The sequence below is a fragment of the Methylomonas rhizoryzae genome, from assembly GCF_008632455.1.
GTDB classification, from domain to species: domain Bacteria; phylum Pseudomonadota; class Gammaproteobacteria; order Methylococcales; family Methylomonadaceae; genus Methylomonas; species Methylomonas rhizoryzae.
This window is the reverse complement of record NZ_CP043929.1, coordinates 1,846,693-1,868,981: the sequence shown is the minus strand read 5'-3', so window position 1 is coordinate 1,868,981 and position 22,289 is coordinate 1,846,693. Positions and strand designations below refer to the sequence as shown.

The following is a 22,289-nucleotide window of genomic DNA, read 5'->3' as shown; positions in this document are numbered from 1 at the left end:
AGCGGAACAGCGTTTTTCCAACTCGAAGCGAAGTGAAGCACATGCAAAAACAACAGGGATATTTACCGGCATTACTGCTGAGTCTGATCAGCCAAGGCGTGGCGGCCAACCAACCGGCCCCCAACACCAAACAAGCCGATGACGCCGCCGACGCATTATCCACCGTCGAAGTGGTGGAAAGCGTGGAAAAAGCCTCGGCTTTTTCCGGCTCGACCTCGGTCATAGACAAGCAAACCCTGGAACGCGACCAGGTGTTCACCGTCAACGAAGCCTTGCGCAAGACGCCCGGCGTTTACGTGCGCGACGAGGAAGGCTTCGGCTTGCGGCCGAATATCGCCTTTCGCGGCCAAAACCCGTTCCGTTCCACCAAAGTGTTGTTCCTGGAAGACGGCATTCCGTTCAACTTTGCGCCCTACGGCGACAACGACATCTATTACCATCCGCCGATCGAACGCTACGACGGCATAGAAATCTACAAGGGCGCCGATTTGACCCAATTCGGCCCGCAGACCATCAACGGCGCGGTCAATTACCTGACGCCGAAAGTACCGGTCGAGCCCGGCGGCTTCGTCAGCTTTATGGGAGGCAACCGGGATTACCGCAACGGCCATGCCCGCTACGGCGGAATGGTCAAAAACGTTCAAGGCCTGGACGCCGTGGGCGGCGTAGTGGATTACATCCACAAGGAAGGCATGGAAAACCGAGACAACACCTTTGCTACCGTAGACGACGCCAACCTGAAGAGCATCATCGATTTCGATGCCCGTAACCGCCTGACCTTGCGCGGCGACTTTTACCACCAGGACGAACAAGGCGCAGCCTTCGGTTTGACCGACGCCGAATACCGCAAACTGGGCGCCCGCTACAATCCGGACAAGAACGCCAGTTTCATCAACGACCGCTGGTCCACCTCGGCCACCTACGAGCACAGTTTCAACAACGACGTGTCGCTGGAAACCAATTTTTACTGGTCGTCCTACGAGCGTAACTGGTGGCGGCAGCAGAATGAATTTCCGACCGAGAATCAATGCACGGCCAGTTACCCAACTTATGTGCAAGATCGCCTGAACGGCACCCCGATCGATATGGATTTGTGTAACTACACTGTAGGTCGCAAGCGTAATTACCAGACTTGGGGGATTGCGCCGACACTGCACGCCAAGCACGACTTGTTCGGCATCGAGAGCCGGCTGGATGCCGGCTTCCGGGCGCATTTCGAAAACCAGTATCGGGAGATGATCAGAGGCAATTCGCCAAACGCTCGCGACGGCCAGGTATTGGAAAATAACGAGCGTTTTGCCGATGCCTATTCGGGCTTTTTCCAAAATCAATTCATTTTGGACGATTGGACGTTTACGCCGGGTGTACGCGTCGAATCCGTCAGCTACCAGCGCAAGAATTTGTTAAACGGTGCGCAAGGCCAAAGCAGTTTGACGGAAATCTTGCCGTCATTCGCCATGACCTATAGTCCTATCGACGAAGCCACCTTGTTTTTCGGCATCCACCGCGGTTTTGCGCCGCCTAGGGTCGAGGATGCCGTTTACAACGATACCGGCGGATCTGCCGAAATCGGTGCCGAAATCAGCTGGAATACGGAATTCGGCATCCGGACAAGGCCTATGCGCGGTGTTAAAGCGGACTTGACCTATTTTCACAATGATTTCGACGCCTTGACGGTGTTGGGTACGGTAGGCGGCGGTAGCACGCCGGTTGCGCAAGGCAAAGCCTTGTATGAAGGCATCGAGTTGATGGCGCGTGCAGACTTCGGAGATGTGTTCGACTGGACCCATAATCCCTATGCGCAGATAGCCTACATGTGGCTGCCGACGGCTGAAACCACGGAAGCATTCCGCTGTGTGACGCTGTCCAGTGGTGCGACGCCGGCGAGTTGTCCCGGTGGTTACGTGAGAGGCTCGGCCGCCGGCAAGCGTGCGCCGTATGCGCCTGAAAACCTGTTGACCGCGACTTTGGGCTACTCGCATCCCAGCGGTTTCGATGCCCATCTGGAAGCGGCATTCGTCAGCGAACAATATGCCGATTTCATGAATCTGGAAAGCGGGGCCGATCATCCTGACGGACCGAACAGTCTAAGCGCTCGCACCGGTTCTTACGGCAAAATCAACGATTACGTGGTGGTCAATTTTGCGACTTCTTATAAAGTGCAGAAGGATTTGACTTTGTATGTGGCTATGAAAAACATGCTGGACAATACCTACATTACCGACCGGGTGCGTGGTATTCAGTCGGGTATGCCGCGCTTGGTGCAAGCGGGGTTTAAATACGAATTCTAAACGTCGCAACCGGTACAAATTTAGCGATAGGCGGGGTGGCCCGGCTAGTTGTCAGTTTGGCGTTTGGCCTGCTGTGTCAGCAGATCTAAGATGGGCTCGTCGGCCGCTAAAATGCGCGCAATGGCTTGCGCTTTGGCGGCCGACAAATAAAGTCTTAATTCCTGCGGATTTTCCAACAAACGTTTATGCGGATCGGTCAGTAGCCGCACCGTTGCTCGCCGCGGGGTTTGTAGCCAAATCGTCTTCACCACGGCCAGTTCGCCGCCATTCAATTCTACGATGTCGCCCGGTTGGTACAGCCCCAAAGCGTCAATGAAATGCGCCGCCAGTTGCGGATCGTAGGCTTTGCGTTTTGGACCGGCCAGTAAGGCCGCCGCGCCGGCATAAAAGCAGCAGATTGTCGCCATGGGTTTTAAGGCCGTAAGGTGGAACGCATCGCGGTTCCGCCGTATGGTGGCATTTGGATTGCCGATCGCCTACGACCGGGCGGCGGATTATTGTGATATTGCCGGTGATTCGCGGAGCAATCCGCTTATTGCAGAACCGTGGATGAGCACAGCGAAATCCGACATTTCGGAGCGTTTGGCCGTGAATTTTGGGTTGAAGTTTTCCGGTTGCGGTTGGTTTGGGTTTGGCTGGGGTAATTTGGCGGAATGCGCTATCGCTTTTCCGCCCTACGAAAGACGTGACAATCTATGCCGAATTATCGACGTTATCGGCTGCCGGGCGGTTGTTATTTTTTACGGTGACCTTGCAATTTAACGTTGACTTGAGAGACGGTATCTACGGCCCTGTTAGCGGCTTGGGTGAATGTGATCAGGGTGCGGTCGGCGCCGTAGCGGTCGGTAAAACCGCCGTAGCCGGTGATGAAGCCGGATGGGTCGTATCGTATAGCCCTGACTGCCGTTAGCCGGCGGGGTCGGGGTGATGTCTTCCGTCGTTGTAAGACAAAACGTCGGTACGTCTTAAAGCGCCGTTAGCTGTGTAGAATAATGGCTAGTAATGATCATGAAAGTTTCGCAGTCGCCCCGGCAAATGAAGGCAGTTTCGGAGCGACTTGCAGAGAAAAGTATTGCTCGGCACGCGTAACCTATCCCAATGCCGTGACGTTAAGGGATTCGGGACGGGCCTGGACACCTTATTCGAGACTACAAAAACCGAAAAACAAAAAAAGGGGCACACAGTGCCCCTCTCAATGTACCGGCTCACTAACGCTCGGAACCCATGCTTCCTGATCCGTTCATGGAACCGGAGCCAGAACCTGAACCGGAGGTTTGATTCGAGTTTCCGGATTGCTGGCCGCTGCCGGCGATGGCCGCCGACTGCGTGCGTTGCGGAAAGCTTTTTTCCAGACTATGGCACAGATCGCAGCCTATAGGCGTACCGGCCGGCACCACCACTTTACGTTTGACGCCTTTGGCCTTGTCGTTGACGAATACCCGTTCGACCGGAGTTTTGGACAAGCGCGTGCCCTTATGATCGGCACCGTGGCAGGCCGCGCATTGGTCTTCGCCGTTCTTGCCCGAGATCTTGGCGTATTCGTTGTGCCAGCCGCCGTTGCCGCCGGCGCTTTCGCTCCACCAGTACGGATCGTTGACCGGATGCATGTTGTGCGGGCCGCCGAGAATGTGTTCGACGTCGTCGCCGCTGTAGGTACCGCCGTCCAGATCGTCCATCAGCTTGAACGAGTCTTTGTCGTGGCAAACGTTACATTCCAAGATGGTGCCGGTATGTCCTTGCAGCTGCAATGCGGCGACGTTGTCGTTAGCGTTCGGGTCGCGGTTCGGCCACACTTCGTGCGCCACCCCGTGACACGCCGCGCACGGTACGTTGCCGTGGCTGTCCTTGCCTTCCCGATACAACGGCACCAAGACTTTCAGGCTTCTGTCGACGTTATCCAGCGTGTCTGTGTCGGCGTTGTATTGAGTGGCGCCGATACTGATAGCCTTGGCCGGATCGCTAACCCCCAGATCGTATAACGGCCTTACCGCAAACCGCGCGGCATCCGGATCGGTCAAATCGACCTTACGCGACAAGCCGGAATAGTCGCCCGCGTCGAACGCCCGCTTCATCACGCCGGCACTGAAATAGCCGCTATCGGTTTGCGGGGTAGCCATGCTATGCCCGGTATGGCAGGAGCCGCAATCCGGCTCGTCGAACCACGGCACCCGGTATTGGTTGCCGTCGGCGCTAATGCGCTCTACCGGTTTCTTGGTGTTTTGCCCCACCGCCAGCATGTCGCCGTGACAGTCGTAACAGGTGACCCCGGCGGTATACATGCGGTCGCGGTACAGCGGCTCGCGATGCCCGGCATGGCATTTCAGGCAATTCTCTTCCATCGGTACCTGCATGCCGTTGCCGTCGAAAATCGGAAACAAACTCAACGCATTCAAACCGGTACCGGTATAGCGCTCGTACATGCCGGTGGCAGTGCGTTTGATGTCGCTGTGGTCGGTCGCGCTTTTGTACTGCAACATGCCGTGGAAGCGGTGGATGGTGGGCGAATAATCCGGGTCGAAATCCGGAGTGGTGTAGTTGTGTTGCTCCCACTGCCACCAGGCATCGTCGCGGGTCAAAAATGCCATCGCGGAACCGTGGCACGCCTCGCAACTGAAAGGACTGTCCCCCGTACTTTTGTTGTTACCGTCGTGACTCATCCCGTATAGCATGGAACTCAACAGCCCCATGTTGTCGTAAAAATCGTGCAGACTGGTGTAATTCAGCGCAGCGGCGTATTCCTGATCTTCGATACTGTCGCCGGCCGCGTCAAAGAACTGCGGTTTATCCAGAATATCTTCCGCGGCAGGCGCCTTATCCGGGTTTTTTGCGATATACCATTTAACCCAAGCGGACGACCAAAACGCATCCCGGGTATGCGGCGCATTGGGGTTGGCCGCTATGCCGCCCTTGGCGTGACACTCTCGGCATTTGAAGTCTTTACCGCTAGTCAACACGCCGTCGGTGCTGGCTTTGACGCTACCGTTCTCCTTGACTTGCACGCGCACCAACGGATAAGGATTGATCCTGTTTTTATCGTCAACGTCCGTGATCGGCAGCGAACGCACGGAGCCGCCGGTGGTGGTACCCATGGCCGCCGCCATTTCCCTGGGGGTATTGGTCACGTAAGGGTTGGTTTTACCGGGCATTTGACTGCCGGGCTCCGCCGGATTAGCGGAAAAATTGATCGTACCGTCCAGATAATAACCTTCGTCGGGATCGGGAAAGTCGTCGGTGGCGTTGCTCCAGGACCAGCTCCAAGGCGCCATCGCCATCCAGGACAGGCTACGGTAACCGTCGCCTTTTTCCGATTCGGCACGGGTATAGGTTTCCCAAAAATCGGATTTACGGATTTGCGCGCCGCTAAAAGCGGCATCCAGCGGCCAATTTTGGCTGGTGGAATTGATGGAACCGGCGCCAACCGGGTCGCTGGGATTCGATGCGGCGGAGTATTGAATGTCGACATCGTTGGTGGTCTGCAACACCGGCTTCAAGGCCTTTTTATAGACGTAAGCATTCAGTGTGGTGTTTAACGGCGGAAACGAAGCGTATAGATTGGGATTCACCCTGGCGTCGCTGGCATGCATCATCGACCATTCGGCAACCGGCAGCACCACCAAGTCGTCCAGGACGCCGTCCAGTTCCGCACCCAAGCCGGCGGCGGTTTGTTCGCTTACTTTGGCCGGCAGCTCGCCGGGCGGATTGCCCACGGCGATGTTCACGGCGTCCTCGCAACGGCGGCCGTTGCTATCCGTGGCGACAAAGCGAACCCGATAGTTGCTGTTGTCGCGGACGAAAGTCGCCGACGTTTCGGCGCCGGATTTCCGAAAAGCCTCGGTTTGCAAAGCACCGCCGGCAAAATCCCACTCCTGACTAACGATAGTAGTCTTCTTATCTTTAAGGCTAACCGTAGCTTTAAAATCGGTAGCTTGATTCACGCTCAGCTGTGCGCCTTCCAGCGGTGTGGCGATACTGCATTGCGGTGCTTTGCGGCAAGATTTAGGCGCGCCTATCACGCTTTTTAAAGCGTCAAGATCGCCCGATTTGGCTCTGATACCGCACGGAATAGCGGGCAAAGCGTCTTGATTCAGAGACAAGCTGAATTTGCCCTTGCTGCTTAGCGTAGGGGCACCTAAAAATCGGCCGTTGACATCGTACAGCTCGACACCAGCGCCCGCATCGGCCTTACCGAGTTTGCCGCTGATCGTCAGCGTAGCTTTTTTAGCCAGCCACTGAGCCTTGCTCAACCGCAATTGCCCGGCTTCGGCATCGCAAGGCAATCCTGCTAGTAACCCGGTTAATATGACCAGTCCTACCACCGTAAACAGGCCGCCGGGATTGAATAAAGCGCGCATGTCCGCCCCCCTCTTGAATGTTTGAATAATTATTGTGCGAATGGTTAACAGCTAAACCGCAAGGTGCTATGCAATATCTACACCGACAATTAATCACAATAATTTCAATTAGTTAAATACAATTCAAGTTTGGAGCCTGGAAAAACCACGGGATATGCCGCAGAACAAACCGGAAAATAGGTGAAATGCCGGCCGAATACGCCCGGCTTTAGCGTTGTTCTTAATCGGCAACTTGGCTGTTAATTGTCGAAGCTTGTAGAAACCGGTCCGTCGACAAGCTTATAAGGGGCAGTCTAAGAAAATCGGGGAGACTCAGGGATGTGGAGTGTCGACGCGGGAAGTCCATCACAAGCCACCTCCACTCCAGAATGGGCTTCACGTTGTTCAACCCGCCTATCGGTTTCTCTTGCCGGGTCTATTTCGCCGGCCCAATGCAAGGAAAAATACCTGTGCGACATATTGGTGAAAACCGGACTATGTCCAACCGGCCACGCGTTTTATCAAACCGCTTCCGCGCTTCTATCTTTAGCTTGTAGCCCGGCTGCTTGGAAATCTTTAAGACTGCGTATTTTGGCACCCGGCGGCACAACCGAATGGTCTGCAATTAAAAAGCCGCCCAGAATGCAAGCGCCCGGCAAAAACAAGACCTTATCGCCTACGACCGGGCTATCTAGCGTATGCCGATTGGCCGGGCCGGAGCGGCCGATAGCGGTGCTTGCCATAAAACAGGCATGACTGCCTACCTGCCCGGATATGCCCACAACGGCCGGAGCATCCAACACTAAACCCGGACCTATCTTTCTATCCGGCTGAATATCGCAGCGCGTCGTCAATTTATTGGCCGTCCACACGAAAAACGACAGCCGACCAAGCCCGCGTAACAACAAAAAGCGGGAAATCCTATACAGCAACACGGCGTTAAAGCCGAAGTTGACGATGTGCTTTCTATCTTCCGGCAAAGGATATTTGAATCTGCGCCAGACCACGTTGCGTCTGGCGTCTTCGCCGATAAACCTGAGCAAGCCGGCTAGCGAATTCACGTCGCCATCCTGCTTGCGCCGTTTCGAGGTTCCGCTCAAAAAACGCAGCAACCGCAGCGGCTGGATCATGCCGGAAAGCATCAATATCGCCGGCAAAGCCGCGAATAAGCCGAGTACCAGCAAGACTTGCACGGTTAGACTCGGGATTTGCCTGCTTAGCACAACACTCCAAATGCCAATCAACAACGCTAAGTAAAAAACGATTTCGAAGCCGCTCAAAACGCCGTGATAACGCCGCCCTATGAAATAAAAACGCGCCGATAACTGTACCAGCAAGGCCGCAAACAGAGCCCAAAACGCACCGTAGATCGAATATTCGGGGACCCAAATGAGCAATGCCAGCCCGTATACCAGCGAACCGAACAACAAAGCCAAGGTATCGTCGCGCTGCCTATCCATGGCATTCAACATAAAGTTGGCGGCACAATCGAATCCCGCCAAGGGCAAAATCAACATAAAAACTTGGGCCAGCGGCACGGCCAAAGGATATTGATGCGGAAACAACAGCTGTACATACCCGTCCGCGGCGAAATATAAGCCGAGCGCGAACGGCAGCATGACGATAAAAAAAGCCGTTAAAAATATCCTGAACATTGCCCGGCTGATGCTGACGCCCTGCAAATGCCGCCGAGACAAGCTGGGAAACTGGCTGGTCATCAACGCCGTAATCACCATCATGCCGATTTCGAACAAACGGTAAGCAATCGCGTAATGGGCTATCACTTCGGCCGACTGATAGAGCGATAAAACCACAAAATCCAGGCGACTGATCACCAACGCCAACACGGTATTCAGTAAAAACACCGGAACGACTCGAAATATCTCGCGCAATGTCCGGCCATGCGGCAGCGTTTTTAAAAATCCCGGACAAATATCGCTTAATATTTCCAAATAACTGAGCCACAACAGACTCTTAGTCAAAAACAGCACCCACATCAAGGCATCGACGTCGTAGCCTTGGCGGACTAACACAATACTGGCTACAACGCGCAAAAAATTTTCCGCTAATGCCAAACGGGAGATGAATGCCGTTCTATGTAAGCTGGTTAACACGATTTCGGCGGTAAACGCCAAAATGCCCGGAACAATGCAATAACCGACTACCCGTATGCCCGCTTGGATGTCGTCGGGGTAAACGCTAAAGCCGAGGCCGAAAAAGATCGCCAAATTGATTAATAACGCCGATATCAATGCCAACAAACCAACGCTGACGTAATAGCGCGCCGCATACTCGGGTTTTCTGGCGACTTCACGCATCACATAGGGCGTCAACCCCAGCAGTGGCAAGGTTTGTAAGATGAAGAAATACGTCGTTACCAACGCGTAACGTCCCAGCAGCTCGGTAGACACCCTGCCCAGAACTATTAATATGAGTAGCGCCCCAAGCGGTAGCGCTAACCGCGAGATCAGGACATTAGCAAAATGCGTTAAGGCACGCGACGACACGCTGAGGATTGCCGGTTAAAGAATGTAAAAACGGTGCGATACATGCGCGCTAACGGACACTCGGTTTTAACCGTATCAAGCTGAGAGATTGAGCCGGAAAGCTGACATTGAACCGATTAGCGGATACTGCCAGCACGCTCTCGTTACGGGTCCAGCCGCCATCTTGATCGTCGATCAAAGTAATAAGCTCGCCGTTAGTGCCACTAAACCCGGACCAGCTGATGGCGGTCGGTACGCTATCCTCCAGACCTCGATTGACGACAGCCAACAACAAATCCTTATTGGCACCGATAACCGCAATGGCATCTAAATAGGGAACCTGCGCTAATGCCGGCAAATTTCCCTTGGCGTCTATCGAATACGCGGGGCTTTGCACCTTGGTGTCCAGCACGCTGCCTTGCGCCATTTGCGATAGCAAGGTCATCACATCGTAATTAGGCCGCTTCAGCAATACACCGTCTTGATACTGCAACATCCCGAAACTGCTGTTGTTGAGTAAAGACCAATGATTGGCCAGAACGACTTTGTCGTCGCGCATCATGGCGAACAGCATCATCGCATTGAACAATGCGCTTTCGGCACTGGATATGCGTTTATCCAACACGACTTTTTCGCCGAAAAACGTGTTGTATTCGGTAACGGCAATTTCCATCCGGTCGCGTTGATGGGTGGCCAGCAAGCCTTTTACGCTAGCCAAATTTTGCGCAAACACCATAGGCCCGGCCAAAACCAAGCGCTTTAAATCGTTATTGAAAAACATCTTGTCGAAGGGAGCGTAAAAATGCACGACGACAAAATCTAAGGAGGCATCCAAGTGTTTAATCACTTGTTCGTTCCAACTTAACAAATGCGGATAAACATTGACCATCCATGCAGCTTGGGTAAAAGACGCTTCCAAGGCCACACCGACTTTTATCGACGGATCGACCGTTTTCATCGCTTTAGCAAAATCTTTAACGCGCGCCGCGTAATTGGAGGCACTGGTATGACCGGGTTCGTTCGGCGAATAGATTTCGTTACCGATTTCGAAATAACGCACACCCAAGGCTTGCCGGTTACCGTTTTTAGCCCGCAACGCCCCCCATTCGCTCTGCGGGGAACCGTTCAGATACTCGACCCAATGCGCCGCGTCGGCCGGATCCGCTGAAAAATTCACCGTCACCACGGCGTCGCTACCGGTCAAGCGGCAAAGCCGAATGAACTCGTCGGTACCGAAATTAGACGGGGCCGGCTGGCCGCTATAGGTGACGCCGACCTTACGCTCCGCCAGCGGGCCGATTGCGTTTTGCCATTGATAGGTATTGCTCAACGCGCCGCCGGGAAAGCGAATAGCGCTCACCCCGGCGGATTTAACAGTGTCTACCACCGCCGGCACCAACGAATCTTGGCCGTTATCCGAAACAATAAGGCCGTCGCCGTTGGCCTCCCATTGCAAATTGGAGCCGAACAATAATCGAGGGATGACGCGCCCGGACTGTTGCGCATCTATCACAATGCCGGCCTGTTCAGCCGCCAAAACCGTGGTGCTGCCGTATTCAAAACACAGACAAACGCACAAAAATATCGCAGTTAAAGTTTTCATAGCCATGGTATCCGCCCCACTTACAACATCGGTTGGTACTATAACGCAGAACGCCCGGCCGATTGAGACATGAGCCGCACAACTCAGTCGGGTTAGCGTCGGTTAACTGAATTTTACCTACCTGTTGGTGCCGGGCGATTGCCTTGGCTATATAGCGATAAAGAGGATAACGAGTCGTGCGGAAACGGCTTGAGCGCTTGCCAACCCGCTTCTACCTGAGCCAACCTTTGCGTCTAAAGTACAAATAAGGCAACACGATGGAAAACGCCATCAGGAATAAGGCGAAGGGATAACCTAGCATCCATTCCAATTCCGGCATGTGTTGAAAGTTCATGCCGTAAATGCTGGCAATCAAGGTGGGCGGCAGCATCGCTACCGATGCGACCGAAAAGATTTTGATGACTTTGTTCTGGTTGATATTGATGAAACCAACCGTCGCGTCCATCAGGAAGTTAATTTTGTCGAACAAAAACGCCGTGTGACTGTTCAAGGATTCAATATCGCGCAAAATCTGCTGCGCATCTTCCAGCTGAGTCGGCGACAACAGTTTGCGCCGGATCAGGAAAGACACCGCGCGTTGAGTATCCAGCATGTTGCGGCGGATGCGACCGTTCAAATCTTCCTCTTCGGCGATGTCGGCCAGGATGCGTTCGGCCTCAGCGTCGCTGACGTTCTGGCTCAATACCTTTTTGCTGACGGCTTCTAACTCGGTATAAATATTTTCCAATGCGTCCGCGGAATATTCCGCTTCGGCGCCGTACAGATCCAGCAACAAATCCCTACTGTCGGTTACGAAGCCGGGCTGGGTTCTCGCCCTAAGACGTTGCAGACGAAATACCGGTAATTCTTCGTTTCTAACCGAGAACAACACCTCGTCGCGCAATACGAATGCGACCGGAACGCTGCGCGACTTACCTTCTCTATCCAGCAAAAAATCCGAATGAATATGGATTTCGTTTTGCTCGACATAAAACCGGGCACTGGCTTCCAAATCGGTTTGTTCGTCCGGGTCCGGCAAATCTACGGAGAAATGTTGGCCTATCAACTGCCGCTGAGCTTTGGTAGGCGACAACAAATCTATCCAAATTGGCTTGCCTCCCAACAAATCGTGCCGGCAGGTAATGGAAACCTTGGCCAGCCGGCCTTCGATCAATTCGAACGCGCATATTTGCCCGTCGCCGCAATGCGGTTCTCGATCGCCCACCAGCTGTTGCCGCAGACCGTCGGAAATTTCCCACAATATGTCGTCCTGGCGGGATTCCTCGATTTGCGTCCAAACCAATTCCGCATCATCCAACGGTAAGGCGGACAGAATGTGGCCGATTTCGACAGCGTTTAACCGCTCCAACAAACCGCGCAGTTCGGCCAAATGCTGTTTTTGAACTAAGGAAACGACTAATTTGCGGCGGGGTAAGGGTTGGTTTTGCACCATCCCTTCGACCAGACGGTGCTTTTTCAATAGATCGATGACAGTATGTAAAGCCAATAGCGACTCCGGACAGCCGGTTTGAGTAACCTCCGCCATGATACCCGACTTTGTCGGCTAATTGACATCCAAGCGAATAACCGAGTCTTGCTTCGATCCGCCGGTCGGGCAGTCTCATTCCATGTCGTAAGAAATGCCGGAATGCCTCACGTCTACGCCTTCCAGCATGTAGATCAAATATTCGGCAATGTTTCGGCTATGTTCGCCGCAACGCTCCAAGGATTTCAAAATGTGCATGATATCCATTGCCCGACCGATCAGCCGGACATCGTTCATCACATAAGTCAATTGATGCTTGATGCCGGCCAATAATTCCGCTTCGCACTCGTGGTTATAGTGTAAAAGCAAGTAGGCTTGCTCGGATTCCGCCTTATCGAAGGCCAACAGCAATTTCGACAACATCTTTTTAACCAATATGGCGATTTTGACGATGTCCGCCAACAAATTACGGTTGGGATCGCTGGTTTTAGGGTCGAACAACACGCTGACCAAACGGGCGAAATCGGCAATTTCATTGCCTATCTTTTCTAATTCGTAACTGATTTTGGCGATAGAAATGACGGTTCGCAGATCGTCGGCAACCGGACAATGCCTAGCCAACACGTTAATCACTTGAGCGTCGATCAAGTGTTCGTAGCTGTTAACTTTAGCATCGTCAGCGTTGATTTTTAACGCCATTTCCATGTCGCCGTCATCCAATGCAGCCAAGGTCTGCTCCAACTGGCAAACCAGTAAACTCACCATTTCGACGATTAGCGCATGCAGTTCTTTTAACTCAGCGTCAAACGCTTTCAGTGTGTGTTGCGTCATACGTTAACGATCCTCTTCTGAAACTCAAAAATTCCGGATTATTTTTTGGTTTTCCTATCTCCGCCATTTAAGGCCAATAGACTAAACGGCACCAACAACTACGGTTTCACTCATCCTGTTTCATCTGCCTGAAATCCTAAGCCAAAAATATGACGGAAATATGACAAGCAAGCGGCGTCCTTGCACTACTCTAAAAATATCGAATCGATATAATTTGACAAGCACAAGTCTCTGTAGTAAGTTTCGAATCGCTATCAATTAACCGAGGAGGGACATTATGACTAGCGCAAGGTATTACCACGCGGGCTGCCCGGTCTGCGTAACGGCCGAACAAATGTTACTAAACGTGATCGATCCAAATAAATATTCGCTGGAAGTCGTGCACGTCGGCGAACAATCACAGCGCTTGGCCGAAGCCGAAGCCGCCGGGGTGCAATCGGTTCCGGCCCTGGTGGTAGAGGGTCATGTTTTTCATATCAATTTCGGCGCCGCGTTAGCGGATTTGAAATCCTGAGGCACTGACATGAACGAAACGACACAAACCCTAGAAAAAGACCATTTTGTGCTTTATATGGTGCTTGCGGCCATTGCTTTAGTCGGCACGATTTTAGCGGTGAAGATGAGCGAAACCGAAAAATTCGCCCCTATCAAGCAACAATTAAACGAAGAGATTCAGCAAATGAATATTCGCATCATCAACGAGCGCGAGGTTTCACAATGACCAAACAACTTGCCTTAACGGCGCTATTAATGGCCTGCTTCCAATTCGAAGCCGAAGCGACTGAATACATATTCCGGGATTTAATGGCTAACACCTTGCCATCCGCACAGTGCAGCTCGGAAACCAAAGCCAAGGAAGCCGCGTCGCGCGAATATACCTTAACTCGTTACAGCAAACGTTTTTGCCAATTCCAAGGTTACGGTTGGCATTTAGAAGAAATCAAAACGGCAGGTACTACCGTCTGTACCTCTTGCGGCACTCAGACGGATCTACAAAAATGCCACCAAGAAGATGTCGTCGTCACCTGTAAACGCATCAAACCGGGTTCGGTAGGCATGCTACCCGGCCAAGGCTAAGGTTCCCCGCACAAAGCGCTGTATCGAACCGGTACCGGCTCGGCAGCGCTTTAATCCGATTTGTTTGTAATGATGCTCGCCCGCCTTTAGCGAAGCGGCTTACCGCCACTGTTTATCAATCCATCCTCCCTGGCATCAAAAAACTTAATGGCTGCGCAAAATCAGCCGGAACAAGCCGAATTGCGCCGATTTAAAAATGATGTAGCGATAAACCCATGATCGGCTGGAAATAGCTTAGTAACCGATGCTAAACAATCGCCAACTAGTTGCCGAATCTCTGATCGCATAGAATACAATGGCTGCGCTTCGCGTAGCCGAAAATACATTCTGGGAGAAATTTATGACGGAAAAACTCGTTTCCCTCTCGACGGATCCGAATAAGCCCGCTTGCGAAATGCCTGTCATACCGGGTGTTTTAGGGCCATCGGTAATCGATATCCGCACTCTTTACGCCAAAACCGGGTGTTTTACTTACGATCCGGGCTTTACTTCTACCGCTAGTTGCCGTTCAAAAATCACCTTTATCGACGGCGACGCCGGCATATTGCTGTATCGCGGTTACCCCATCGAACAATTGGCCGAACGTTGTGATTTTCTCGAAGTTTGCTACTTGCTGCTAAACAGTGAATTGCCAAACGGTGCCGAAATGAAAGAATTTGTGACCATGGTCAGTCAGCACGTCATGGTTCACGAACAATTAACCCGCTTCTACAGCGGGTTCAGACGCGACGCTCATCCTATGGCAGTGTTAGTCGGCGTAGTCGGCGCCTTATCCGCTTTCTACCACGATCACATCGACATCAATAATAGAGACGACAGATACCTCACGGCGATACGCTTGATCGCCAAGATGCCTAACATCGTCGCCATGTGTTACAAGTACAGCATCGGTATGCCCTTCATTTATCCGAAACGCAAACTCGGATACGCCGAAAACTTTATGCGCATGATGATGGGAGACCCGTGCGACGAATATCTACCAAATCCGGTATTGATTCGCGCCTTGGATCGCATTCTGATCCTGCACGCCGATCATGAACAAAATGCTTCCACCTCCACGGTCAGATTAGCCGGATCCAGCGGCGCTAATCCTTATGCTTGCGTGGCAGCCGGCATCGCCTGCTTGTGGGGTGCCGCGCATGGTGGAGCAAACGAAGCGGTGCTGAATATGTTGGAAGAAATCGGCAGCGTCTCCAATATTCCCGAATATGTCGCAAAAGCCAAAGATAAAAACGATCCATTCCGCTTAATGGGCTTCGGGCATAGAGTCTATAAAAATTACGACCCTAGAGCCAAACTGATGCGTCAAACCTGTCATGAGGTTTTGGACGAACTGGATTTAAACGACGATCCTTTGTTCAAATTAGCGATGGAATTGGAACGTATCGCCTTGGAAGACGAATATTTTGTCGACCGGAAGCTGTATCCCAACGTCGATTTCTATTCGGGGATCGTGTTACGCGCGCTTGGCATTCCTACGGAAATGTTTACCGCCATTTTCGCGTTGGCACGCTCGGTAGGCTGGATTTCGCAATGGGACGAAATGATATCCGATCCGGAACTGAAAATAGGCCGCCCAAGACAGCTTTACCAAGGCGTTCCGATGCGGGAAGTACAACCGATTTCCTTACGCTAATAAGCTTGCTCTTTGCCCTTACCTCAAGGACGAGGTAGTAAACCTTAGGCTTTTTGTTTTCGTATCTCGACTCGCTCTAACGACGCGACAAAATAAGACAGCTTGGCTTCGCTCTTACTGGAAAGATTTTCGAAAAATCCGCCTATTTGTACCCGATTAGGACTGATAGGCACAGCTTTGGTAAAGCGTACCGAAAAATCGAAATCCATGGTGTATTCGTCCAACACCAATTGACAGTTTTTAATTCTGTCGCCACGCTGAACCCTCGCGCGGTTCACAGGAACGTCGATACCCGCCCCACCACGGGAGAGATCGAACAAATAACCGGTCACCGAAATGCCGGTGCGTTCGGAAATCCCGGAAAAACCAATGTCGATAGAACTAATTTCAATTCTGGGAGCCCGCCGGCGTTGCGGATAATAAATGCGATCCGGAATGGATGCGCGGTAATAAGTAATCCCTTTGGAGTATCCGGTTTCCACACCGGTCAAATTAAACGACAAATGCACGCCTTTATGAAAAGTCGACATTTTGACCGATGGCGCTCTTTGAATTTCGAAATTCCCGTCTTTGGGGATCAGCTCATCGAAAACAATCAGATTTTTATCTAATTTAATACCTAAAATCGATGAATTATATTCGTTTTGACTACCTTCGATCTGAACGGAGCAAAGTGGAGAGCTGACTTCGATCTCGGATAACAAACCGGCTATTTTGATAGGATCGGTAATGAAGTTTGGATTTTCAAACGGAGTTATCTCGTAATTGTCGTCCGTATCTACCGCGACATCTTTTTGAGAAAACATACGCTTAATTTTATCGAACATATAATCCAGTCTGACAGATTGTTTATACGTTCAGTCTACACCGAAATCAAAGTGTGTGAAAATAGCTCGCTACGGGTACTACCGTCGGGGCCGTAGGTAGTCGCGATGGGGGATTTGCCGCGCAGAATCGCCAAAGAGCGCTGGGTATGCCGGCTCAATATATCGATGCCGGCGCCGTTTTGTTCGTTCAACTGACGACAGGTCTTAGACAAATTACCTATGCTGGCCCAACATTTCGCCGGCTCTTCGATGTCAATACCGCTTGCCCTGGCTTTAGTTAAATAGTGCTGCACCCCTTGCTGAGCCAGAGTTAATTTTTCAGTGGCTAAAACTTGGCTAAGCTGTTTGGCGAACTGCTCAAGATGGGCCACCACCTCTTTTTTATCGGCCGCGACGGCAGCTATGGACGCGGGATCGAATTTTCGCTGTAGTTGTTCTTGCTCTTTGGTTAGAAGATCCATTAAACGCTGCGTCAGCTTGTCGCCGTTCGCTAACAGTTTTTCAGCGATAGGAAAGGTTTTATCTATCATATCATCACGTCGTCTTCGATAACTTAGCTTCAAAATCCAGCATTTTGCCGGCCGTTCTCTCAAAATCAGGCTGATAAGTGCCGGCTTGTAAAGCGGCTTTGATATCAGCGACTTTTTTATCATTTACGACGGGAGTGGCGGCAATAACATTTTCGGCCTTTTTAAGATCTTGGGCGGTACTGGTAAGACTAACCGTATCGTCTTCCGCCACGCCTCCCGGCGACGGTTCCTTGCTTTCAACGTTAACTTTGTTGGTAGCAGCTTTGGCCGTCGCAGTCGCATTAATCGGAGCATTTGCATTGATCGATTGTATTGCCATGACTGAAGTCCTGTGGTGTTTTTGCTTGCAACTAGTATCGGCCACATTGTCTTATCCTTTAACGGTTTTTAGAAATAAACATTTACCAAACCCGGTTGAATCACCGTGGCTTGGATCACGCGTTTAGACGAGACGTTTTTGACTCTAATCTGTTGTCCCTTTACCCCGTCCATCATGGCTATACCGGTAGAAGAAATTAACAACCCGGGCTTCCCGGATTGAATGCTAACCGCTTCCCCCCGCTTGACGAGCGCGGGTTCGGCAAATAGCCCCTGATAGAGCACGCTTCCGGCCGGTAGAAAGCGAACACTTTGCTTACCCAGCGCCTCGTTAGCATCGCTTAGATAACCCTTTTGCAATAGAGCAACGTCTTTGGCTTCCAGTCGCAAATCTCCGGCCGATACAACATCGTTTCTGGCCAGTGGCTTAACCGTCACCAATACTTGTTTATAGGACTTAATGAAAACAGTGCTATAAATCGTCCAGCGGTTAGTGCCGTTACAGCTGACGCTAACCGTATTGCGGCCAGCCTGCAGATTGCCCGATTGCACGGCGGCGTCTAAAACCGAATCACAGGCAGGCAAACTCAGCCTGGGATCCAACGAAGGTTTGGAAATTTGGTAATTTCCGTTCGGCTCCAATGAACCGGTGACAAATTGATAGACCGTGTCTTCTATCGCTTGCAGCGATTGCTCGGTTTGCGCAAAACACGGCTGAATTGCAAGCAACGGCCACAACCATCGGATGTATCTTCTTAATGCTTTCATGACACAGACGGATAATTGACTTTATTGAAAATGAAGCAGAATCCATACCAAGAAATTTATTCAAGTTAGCAATTTCAAACTGACTATAATTTGATGACTATCAATTTGCGGGAGGTAATGTATGGCCGGAGTCTTAGACGGGGTTGATCAACGTACTAAATTGGCGGGACATAACCGGTTCGAATTATTACTATTCAGATTAGTGAGCAGGCAGCGCTTCGGCATCAACGTATTTAAAGTGCAAGAAGTCATACAATGCCCGCCGTTGACGCAGATACCAAAAGCGCATTCCGTAATCTGCGGAGTTGCCCATTTACGCGGCAAGACTATTCCGGTGTTGGATTTATCGATGGCGATAGGCATGCGTTCTTTACCTCGCGACACCGGCTGCTATGTGATCGTCACCGAATACAATCGCTCTATTCAGGGTTTCTTGGTCGGTTCGGTCGACCGTATTATCAATATCGGCTGGGAGCAGGTTAAAGCTCCGCCTAAGGGCGCCGGCCGGGAAAGCTACCTGACTGCGGTAACCGAGGTCGACGGAGAATTAATAGAAGTGATCGATGTGGAAAAAGTAATGAAAGAAGTGATGGGAGGCCGCGAGGAAGCTGCGGCGGAAACCATCGATAACGAATTGACTTGCCAAAACGACCACATCCTGGTGGTGGACGATTCCAGCGTTGCGCGCAATCAAGTCAAACGCGTCTGCGACCAAATCGGTATCGAGTGTACCTTATTGAAAGACGGTTTAGAAGCCTGGGAGCATTTGTCCAAATTAGCGGAAGAAGGCGTCAGAATTCAAGATAAATACTCAATGATCATCTCGGACGTAGAAATGCCGCGCATGGACGGTTACACCTTGGCCACCCGAGTCAAATCCAATCCGGCCATGCGTGAGGTTTATTTAATTTTACACACTTCACTAAGCGGCGTGTTCAATACTGCCATGGTACAGAAAGTCGGCGCTAACGAATTCTTAGCCAAATTCGATCCGGATTCGCTGCTTAGCGCCATTCAAAAACAGCTTAGAAACCTGCGCGGACAATAATCCAAACCTGTCCGCCACTAAAACCCCAAACCACGTATGCCTATCAAACCGGGCATGTCTGCACTTGATTTCTACCGCCGATTTTTGCCCTGTACATAGCGGCATCCGCTCTTTTTACCAAGCTTTCCATAGAATCGCCCTCACGCAAAGAACTAACTCCCAGACTTGCCGTGATATTCAGCACGGTCATACCGTAAGCGAGGGTATGGGCTTCGATGCCGGCACGAATTCGTTCCGCAATTAAAACCGCTTCATCGTTACCGGTATCGGGCAACAAAATCACGAACTCTTCGCCGCCGTAGCGAAAAACCGCGTCGCTGCCGCGAATACTTTCTTTGATCCAGCCGGCCAGAGAAGATAGGGCCAGATCGCCGCAAGCATGACCATAATTGTCGTTGATACGCTTAAAATGATCGATATCAACGAAAACTAACGATAACGTCCGCTCGGCGCGAGCTGCACGTTTGATTTCGCGCATCAAGGTGTCGTTGAATGCCGCCCGATTATGCGTTTGCGTTAATGTATCGGTATACGCTTTTTGCAAGGCTTGTTGAAACAAGGTTGCATTGCGCAGAGGATAAATCAAACAACATAGCAAGCTTTCAAGCATCCTTAGCTCATCTTTTGTAAAGCGCTGGCTGCGGGTAAGTTTCAATTCGCCGAGTTGCTGATCTTCGACTTTCAAGCCATAGCAACATGAGTGGCGGCCGACCGCTCCCCGTTTAAATGCCAAGTCGAATTCGCGGTTGATATATTCCACGCTGTTATGCGGAATGGTGGCTTGAATTTTGTTGCCGAAAATAGAAATCAGTTCGCTGAACTCCAAAGTCGTTTGCAGCGCACTACTGATATCGTAATGGTGTAAATTGACCGCAGCCGACGCTTCGAAGCTTTTATTACTGACAACGGCTAATTCAACGGCTTTTTCTTTCATGACACATCCTCTGGCCTTGAACAGGTATTTACCCATACAAAGCCACAAGCGTGCCAGTTGTTAATTGTTTATATAAAACAATTCATTACAGTTTGACAATGCTAAAGGTGGCAATTTTTTGCCACTAATGCAGACTCGCTTTCCCTAGATATCCCAAGCTCGAAAAAAGCAATCAAGCTAAGCGCTACGGTTAAAACAAGCCGAGTTGCACCTGAGCCACCTCGGACATCATGTCTCTGGACCACGGCGGATCCAGCACGATTTCCACATCGACAGAATTGACTCCGGGCAAAGCTCTGATCGACTTCTCCACATCGGATTGCAACACAGGCCCCATACCGCAACCAGGGGCGGTGAGCGTCATGCGGATACGCACGTCGTTCCCACCTTCCGCCGCCGTGACGTCGCATCCGTAGACCAACCCCAAATCGACGATATTGACCGGAATTTCGGGATCATAGACGGTCTTCAACACCTCCCAGCAATTTTTAGCCACCGCTTCGGCATCGGTCTCGGACACCAAGGTATGTAGCGCATGCGCCTCTTTACCCAAAGCATCCGCATCGCTACCGGCTATCCGCACCATGTGCCCGTAGTCGGTTACCACGGTAAAATTACTACCCAAGGATTGATGTATCGTGACTTCCTGGCCTTTGTTCAAGATACCGTGGTAACCGTCCGGTATGGTGACGATATTGACATCCCGCGTTAAACAAACAACTTCTCTTTCTGCCATAACGATTATTAAAAGGTAAACGTTTGCGCGTCAAAAACTTGACCGGTAACGCCGATACTCGTCGCGCCAAACAAATGACAGTACAGTGCATCCATACAATTAGGTTCCCGCAACCGGGATTTATCTTCGCCGGGATACGCTTTTTTCCGTATCGGCGAATCCACAGGCCCCGGAACCAGGGTATTGACCCGTATTTTTTGTCCGGCCTCGAATTCCGCCGCCAAAATGCGCGCCAAAGCTTCGAGCGCAATTTTGGATACCCCGTAGGCGCCGCTATAGGCTTGCCCTCGCCTGACCGCCGAATCGGAGGTAAACACAATAGATGCCTGTACACTTTTTTGCAGTAAAGGCAGCAACATCCTGGTCAATAAGAAGGCTGCGTTCAAATTCACGTTGAGAGTGTGTCCCCATTCCTTAGTACCGTGCAGCGTAATCGGCGTGTAAGCGTTAAATTCGGCAGCAGAATGCAACAAGCCCTGGAGAGCGCCGTAGCGCTGCTGTATTGCATCCGCCATGTCCTGATATTGCGCCTCGTTCGCTCCCGCCAAATCGAAGGGATACATGACAGGCTCCGGCCCGCCCGCTTCCACAATGGCGTCGTATACTTTTTCCAGTTTCGGAATGCTTTTATCAAGCAGAATCAACTCGGCGCCCTGTTTTGCCAACGCCAACGCCGCGCTGCCGCCGAGACCTCCGCCCGCTCCGGTAATTAAAATGACTTGCGAGGTTAACGGCATAGCGAATCCTTGATCCAACCGGTTAATTGCTCAGCGTTCTCGATCAAACCGTCCGCGCCCCAAAGCCGAGGCTCATCGTTTAACCTTAGATAGCCGTATGTCGCCGCCAGCGTTTTCATGTTGGCGCTCTTACCCGCGGTAATGTCATGCAAAGCGTCGCCGATGTAGACGCAGTTTTTCGGCCCGACTCCGGCGCTGGCGCACGCGGCGAACATCGGCGCCGGATGCGGTTTACTGTGGCCGGTACTGTCGCCGCTGACTATGCAAGCTGCACGCGGCGTTAAACCCAATGCTTCCATTAAAGGCAGGGTAAAACGCTGACGCTTATTGGTTACTACCCCCCACTTCAATCCCCAAGCCTCTATCGCGCTTAATGCCTCATAAAAACCGGGAAACAAACGGCTGTGGGTTGCGATATTGTCCTGATAACAAGTCAACATGAAAGCCAGCATTTCTTGCTGCGCGTCGTCATCGGCGGCAGGCGCCGCTTGCCGTATCATCGCCAAGGCACCGCTGGAAATCTGCGGCTTGACCGTAGCACTGTCCACACCAGGCAAACCGAATTGCAACAAGGTCCGCTGCAAACAAGCGATCAAATCCGGCGCAGTATCGACCAGGGTCCCGTCCAAATCGAATAGTACGCACTGTAAATCAAATCCCGGCATATCCGT

21 protein-coding genes are annotated in these 22,289 nt (G+C 51.6%); 7 read left to right on the top strand and 14 right to left on the bottom strand.

The window, feature by feature from the left end; translation table 11 throughout:
• Positions 1 to 41: 41 nt before the first annotated feature.
• Positions 42 to 2,291 (top strand): TonB-dependent receptor family protein, encoded by a 2,250-nt coding sequence (locus F1E05_RS08600; RefSeq protein WP_150047904.1) that lies wholly within the window; start codon positions 42 to 44, stop codon positions 2,289 to 2,291.
• Positions 2,292 to 2,335: 44 nt separating this feature from the next.
• Here F1E05_RS08600 and F1E05_RS08595 read toward each other — a convergent pair whose 3' ends face one another.
• Positions 2,336 to 2,698 carry a hypothetical protein gene (locus F1E05_RS08595; protein ID WP_150047903.1) on the bottom strand — a complete coding sequence of 121 codons (363 nt, stop codon included), beginning with the start codon at positions 2,696 to 2,698 and terminating at the stop codon, positions 2,336 to 2,338.
• Between F1E05_RS08595 and F1E05_RS08590 the strand changes: the two genes are divergently transcribed.
• Complete coding sequence (locus F1E05_RS08590) at positions 2,697 to 3,053, top strand: hypothetical protein (RefSeq protein WP_150047902.1); 357 nt, start codon at positions 2,697 to 2,699, stop codon at positions 3,051 to 3,053. The two genes, F1E05_RS08595 and F1E05_RS08590, sit on opposite strands and share 2 nt — an antisense overlap.
• 446 nt (positions 3,054 to 3,499) lie before the next feature.
• Here the strand turns inward: F1E05_RS08590 and F1E05_RS08585 are convergent, their stop codons facing one another.
• From F1E05_RS08585 to phoU, 5 genes are all read right to left on the bottom strand, one after another.
• Positions 3,500 to 6,643, bottom strand: coding sequence for a cytochrome c3 family protein (locus F1E05_RS08585; protein ID WP_150047901.1), 3,144 nt, complete (start codon positions 6,641 to 6,643; stop codon positions 3,500 to 3,502).
• Between the two features lie 500 nt (positions 6,644 to 7,143).
• Positions 7,144 to 9,129: an oligosaccharide flippase family protein gene (locus F1E05_RS08580; RefSeq protein WP_269473500.1), complete on the bottom strand. Its 1,986-nt coding sequence runs from the start codon at positions 9,127 to 9,129 to the stop codon at positions 7,144 to 7,146.
• Between the two features lie 49 nt (positions 9,130 to 9,178).
• Positions 9,179 to 10,711, bottom strand: a complete 1,533-nt coding sequence (locus F1E05_RS08575) for an alpha-L-arabinofuranosidase C-terminal domain-containing protein (protein WP_190303285.1) — start codon at positions 10,709 to 10,711, stop codon at positions 9,179 to 9,181.
• Between the two features lie 211 nt (positions 10,712 to 10,922).
• Positions 10,923 to 12,236: a magnesium/cobalt transporter CorA gene (corA, locus tag F1E05_RS08570; RefSeq protein WP_232056826.1), complete on the bottom strand. Its 1,314-nt coding sequence runs from the start codon at positions 12,234 to 12,236 to the stop codon at positions 10,923 to 10,925.
• Between the two features lie 75 nt (positions 12,237 to 12,311).
• The gene (gene phoU, locus F1E05_RS08565; RefSeq protein WP_150047898.1) at positions 12,312 to 13,007 is read right to left on the bottom strand and encodes a phosphate signaling complex protein PhoU; all 696 of its coding nucleotides are present in this window, start codon (positions 13,005 to 13,007) and stop codon (positions 12,312 to 12,314) included.
• 277 nt (positions 13,008 to 13,284) lie between these two features.
• On the opposite strand from phoU, the gene F1E05_RS08560 reads away from it, so the two are divergent.
• The 4 genes from F1E05_RS08560 (at position 13,285) to gltA (ending at position 15,720) form a co-directional block, all read left to right on the top strand.
• The gene (locus tag F1E05_RS08560) at positions 13,285 to 13,521 is read left to right on the top strand and encodes a thioredoxin family protein (protein WP_150047897.1); all 237 of its coding nucleotides are present in this window, start codon (positions 13,285 to 13,287) and stop codon (positions 13,519 to 13,521) included.
• 9 nt (positions 13,522 to 13,530) lie between these two features.
• Positions 13,531 to 13,728 carry a hypothetical protein gene (locus F1E05_RS08555; RefSeq protein WP_150047896.1) on the top strand — a complete coding sequence of 66 codons (198 nt, stop codon included), beginning with the start codon at positions 13,531 to 13,533 and terminating at the stop codon, positions 13,726 to 13,728.
• Entirely contained in the window at positions 13,725 to 14,084 is a 360-nt protein-coding gene (locus F1E05_RS08550; RefSeq protein ID WP_150047895.1) for a hypothetical protein, read from the top strand. Before F1E05_RS08555 ends, F1E05_RS08550 begins: the two co-directional genes overlap by 4 nt.
• A 340-nt stretch (positions 14,085 to 14,424) precedes the next feature.
• Positions 14,425 to 15,720, top strand: coding sequence for a citrate synthase (gene gltA / locus F1E05_RS08545; RefSeq protein ID WP_150047894.1), 1,296 nt, complete (start codon positions 14,425 to 14,427; stop codon positions 15,718 to 15,720).
• Positions 15,721 to 15,764: 44 nt separating this feature from the next.
• Here gltA and F1E05_RS08540 read toward each other — a convergent pair whose 3' ends face one another.
• The 4 genes from F1E05_RS08540 to flgA form a co-directional block, all read right to left on the bottom strand.
• A complete protein-coding gene (locus tag F1E05_RS08540; protein ID WP_232056825.1) occupies positions 15,765 to 16,526 on the bottom strand; it encodes a flagellar brake protein in 762 nt (253 codons plus the stop codon).
• 56 nt (positions 16,527 to 16,582) lie between these two features.
• Positions 16,583 to 17,077, bottom strand: coding sequence for a flagella synthesis protein FlgN (locus tag F1E05_RS08535; protein ID WP_150047892.1), 495 nt, complete (start codon positions 17,075 to 17,077; stop codon positions 16,583 to 16,585).
• Between the two features lie 4 nt (positions 17,078 to 17,081).
• Positions 17,082 to 17,396, bottom strand: a complete 315-nt coding sequence (gene flgM / locus F1E05_RS08530; protein ID WP_150047891.1) for a flagellar biosynthesis anti-sigma factor FlgM — start codon at positions 17,394 to 17,396, stop codon at positions 17,082 to 17,084.
• A gap of 68 nt (positions 17,397 to 17,464) precedes the next feature.
• Positions 17,465 to 18,163: a flagellar basal body P-ring formation chaperone FlgA gene (flgA, locus tag F1E05_RS08525; protein ID WP_150047890.1), complete on the bottom strand. Its 699-nt coding sequence runs from the start codon at positions 18,161 to 18,163 to the stop codon at positions 17,465 to 17,467.
• A 121-nt stretch (positions 18,164 to 18,284) separates the two neighbouring features.
• On the opposite strand from flgA, the gene F1E05_RS08520 reads away from it, so the two are divergent.
• Entirely contained in the window at positions 18,285 to 19,211 is a 927-nt protein-coding gene (locus F1E05_RS08520; RefSeq protein ID WP_150047889.1) for a chemotaxis protein CheV, read from the top strand.
• 43 nt (positions 19,212 to 19,254) lie between these two features.
• On the opposite strand, the gene F1E05_RS08515 is transcribed toward F1E05_RS08520, so the two are convergent.
• The 4 genes from F1E05_RS08515 to F1E05_RS08500 form a co-directional block, all read right to left on the bottom strand.
• Positions 19,255 to 20,145, bottom strand: coding sequence for a GGDEF domain-containing protein (locus tag F1E05_RS08515; RefSeq protein ID WP_150047888.1), 891 nt, complete (start codon positions 20,143 to 20,145; stop codon positions 19,255 to 19,257).
• Positions 20,146 to 20,335: 190 nt separating this feature from the next.
• On the bottom strand, positions 20,336 to 20,881 hold the full coding sequence (gene sufT, locus F1E05_RS08510; protein ID WP_150047887.1) for a putative Fe-S cluster assembly protein SufT: 546 nt from the start codon (positions 20,879 to 20,881) through the stop codon (positions 20,336 to 20,338).
• Between the two features lie 8 nt (positions 20,882 to 20,889).
• A complete protein-coding gene (locus F1E05_RS08505) occupies positions 20,890 to 21,618 on the bottom strand; it encodes an SDR family NAD(P)-dependent oxidoreductase (RefSeq protein WP_150047886.1) in 729 nt (242 codons plus the stop codon).
• Positions 21,609 to 22,283, bottom strand: coding sequence for an HAD family hydrolase (locus F1E05_RS08500; RefSeq protein ID WP_150047885.1), 675 nt, complete (start codon positions 22,281 to 22,283; stop codon positions 21,609 to 21,611). The genes F1E05_RS08505 and F1E05_RS08500 overlap by 10 nt, the downstream gene beginning before the upstream one ends.
• Between the last annotated feature and the right edge of the window lie 6 nt (positions 22,284 to 22,289).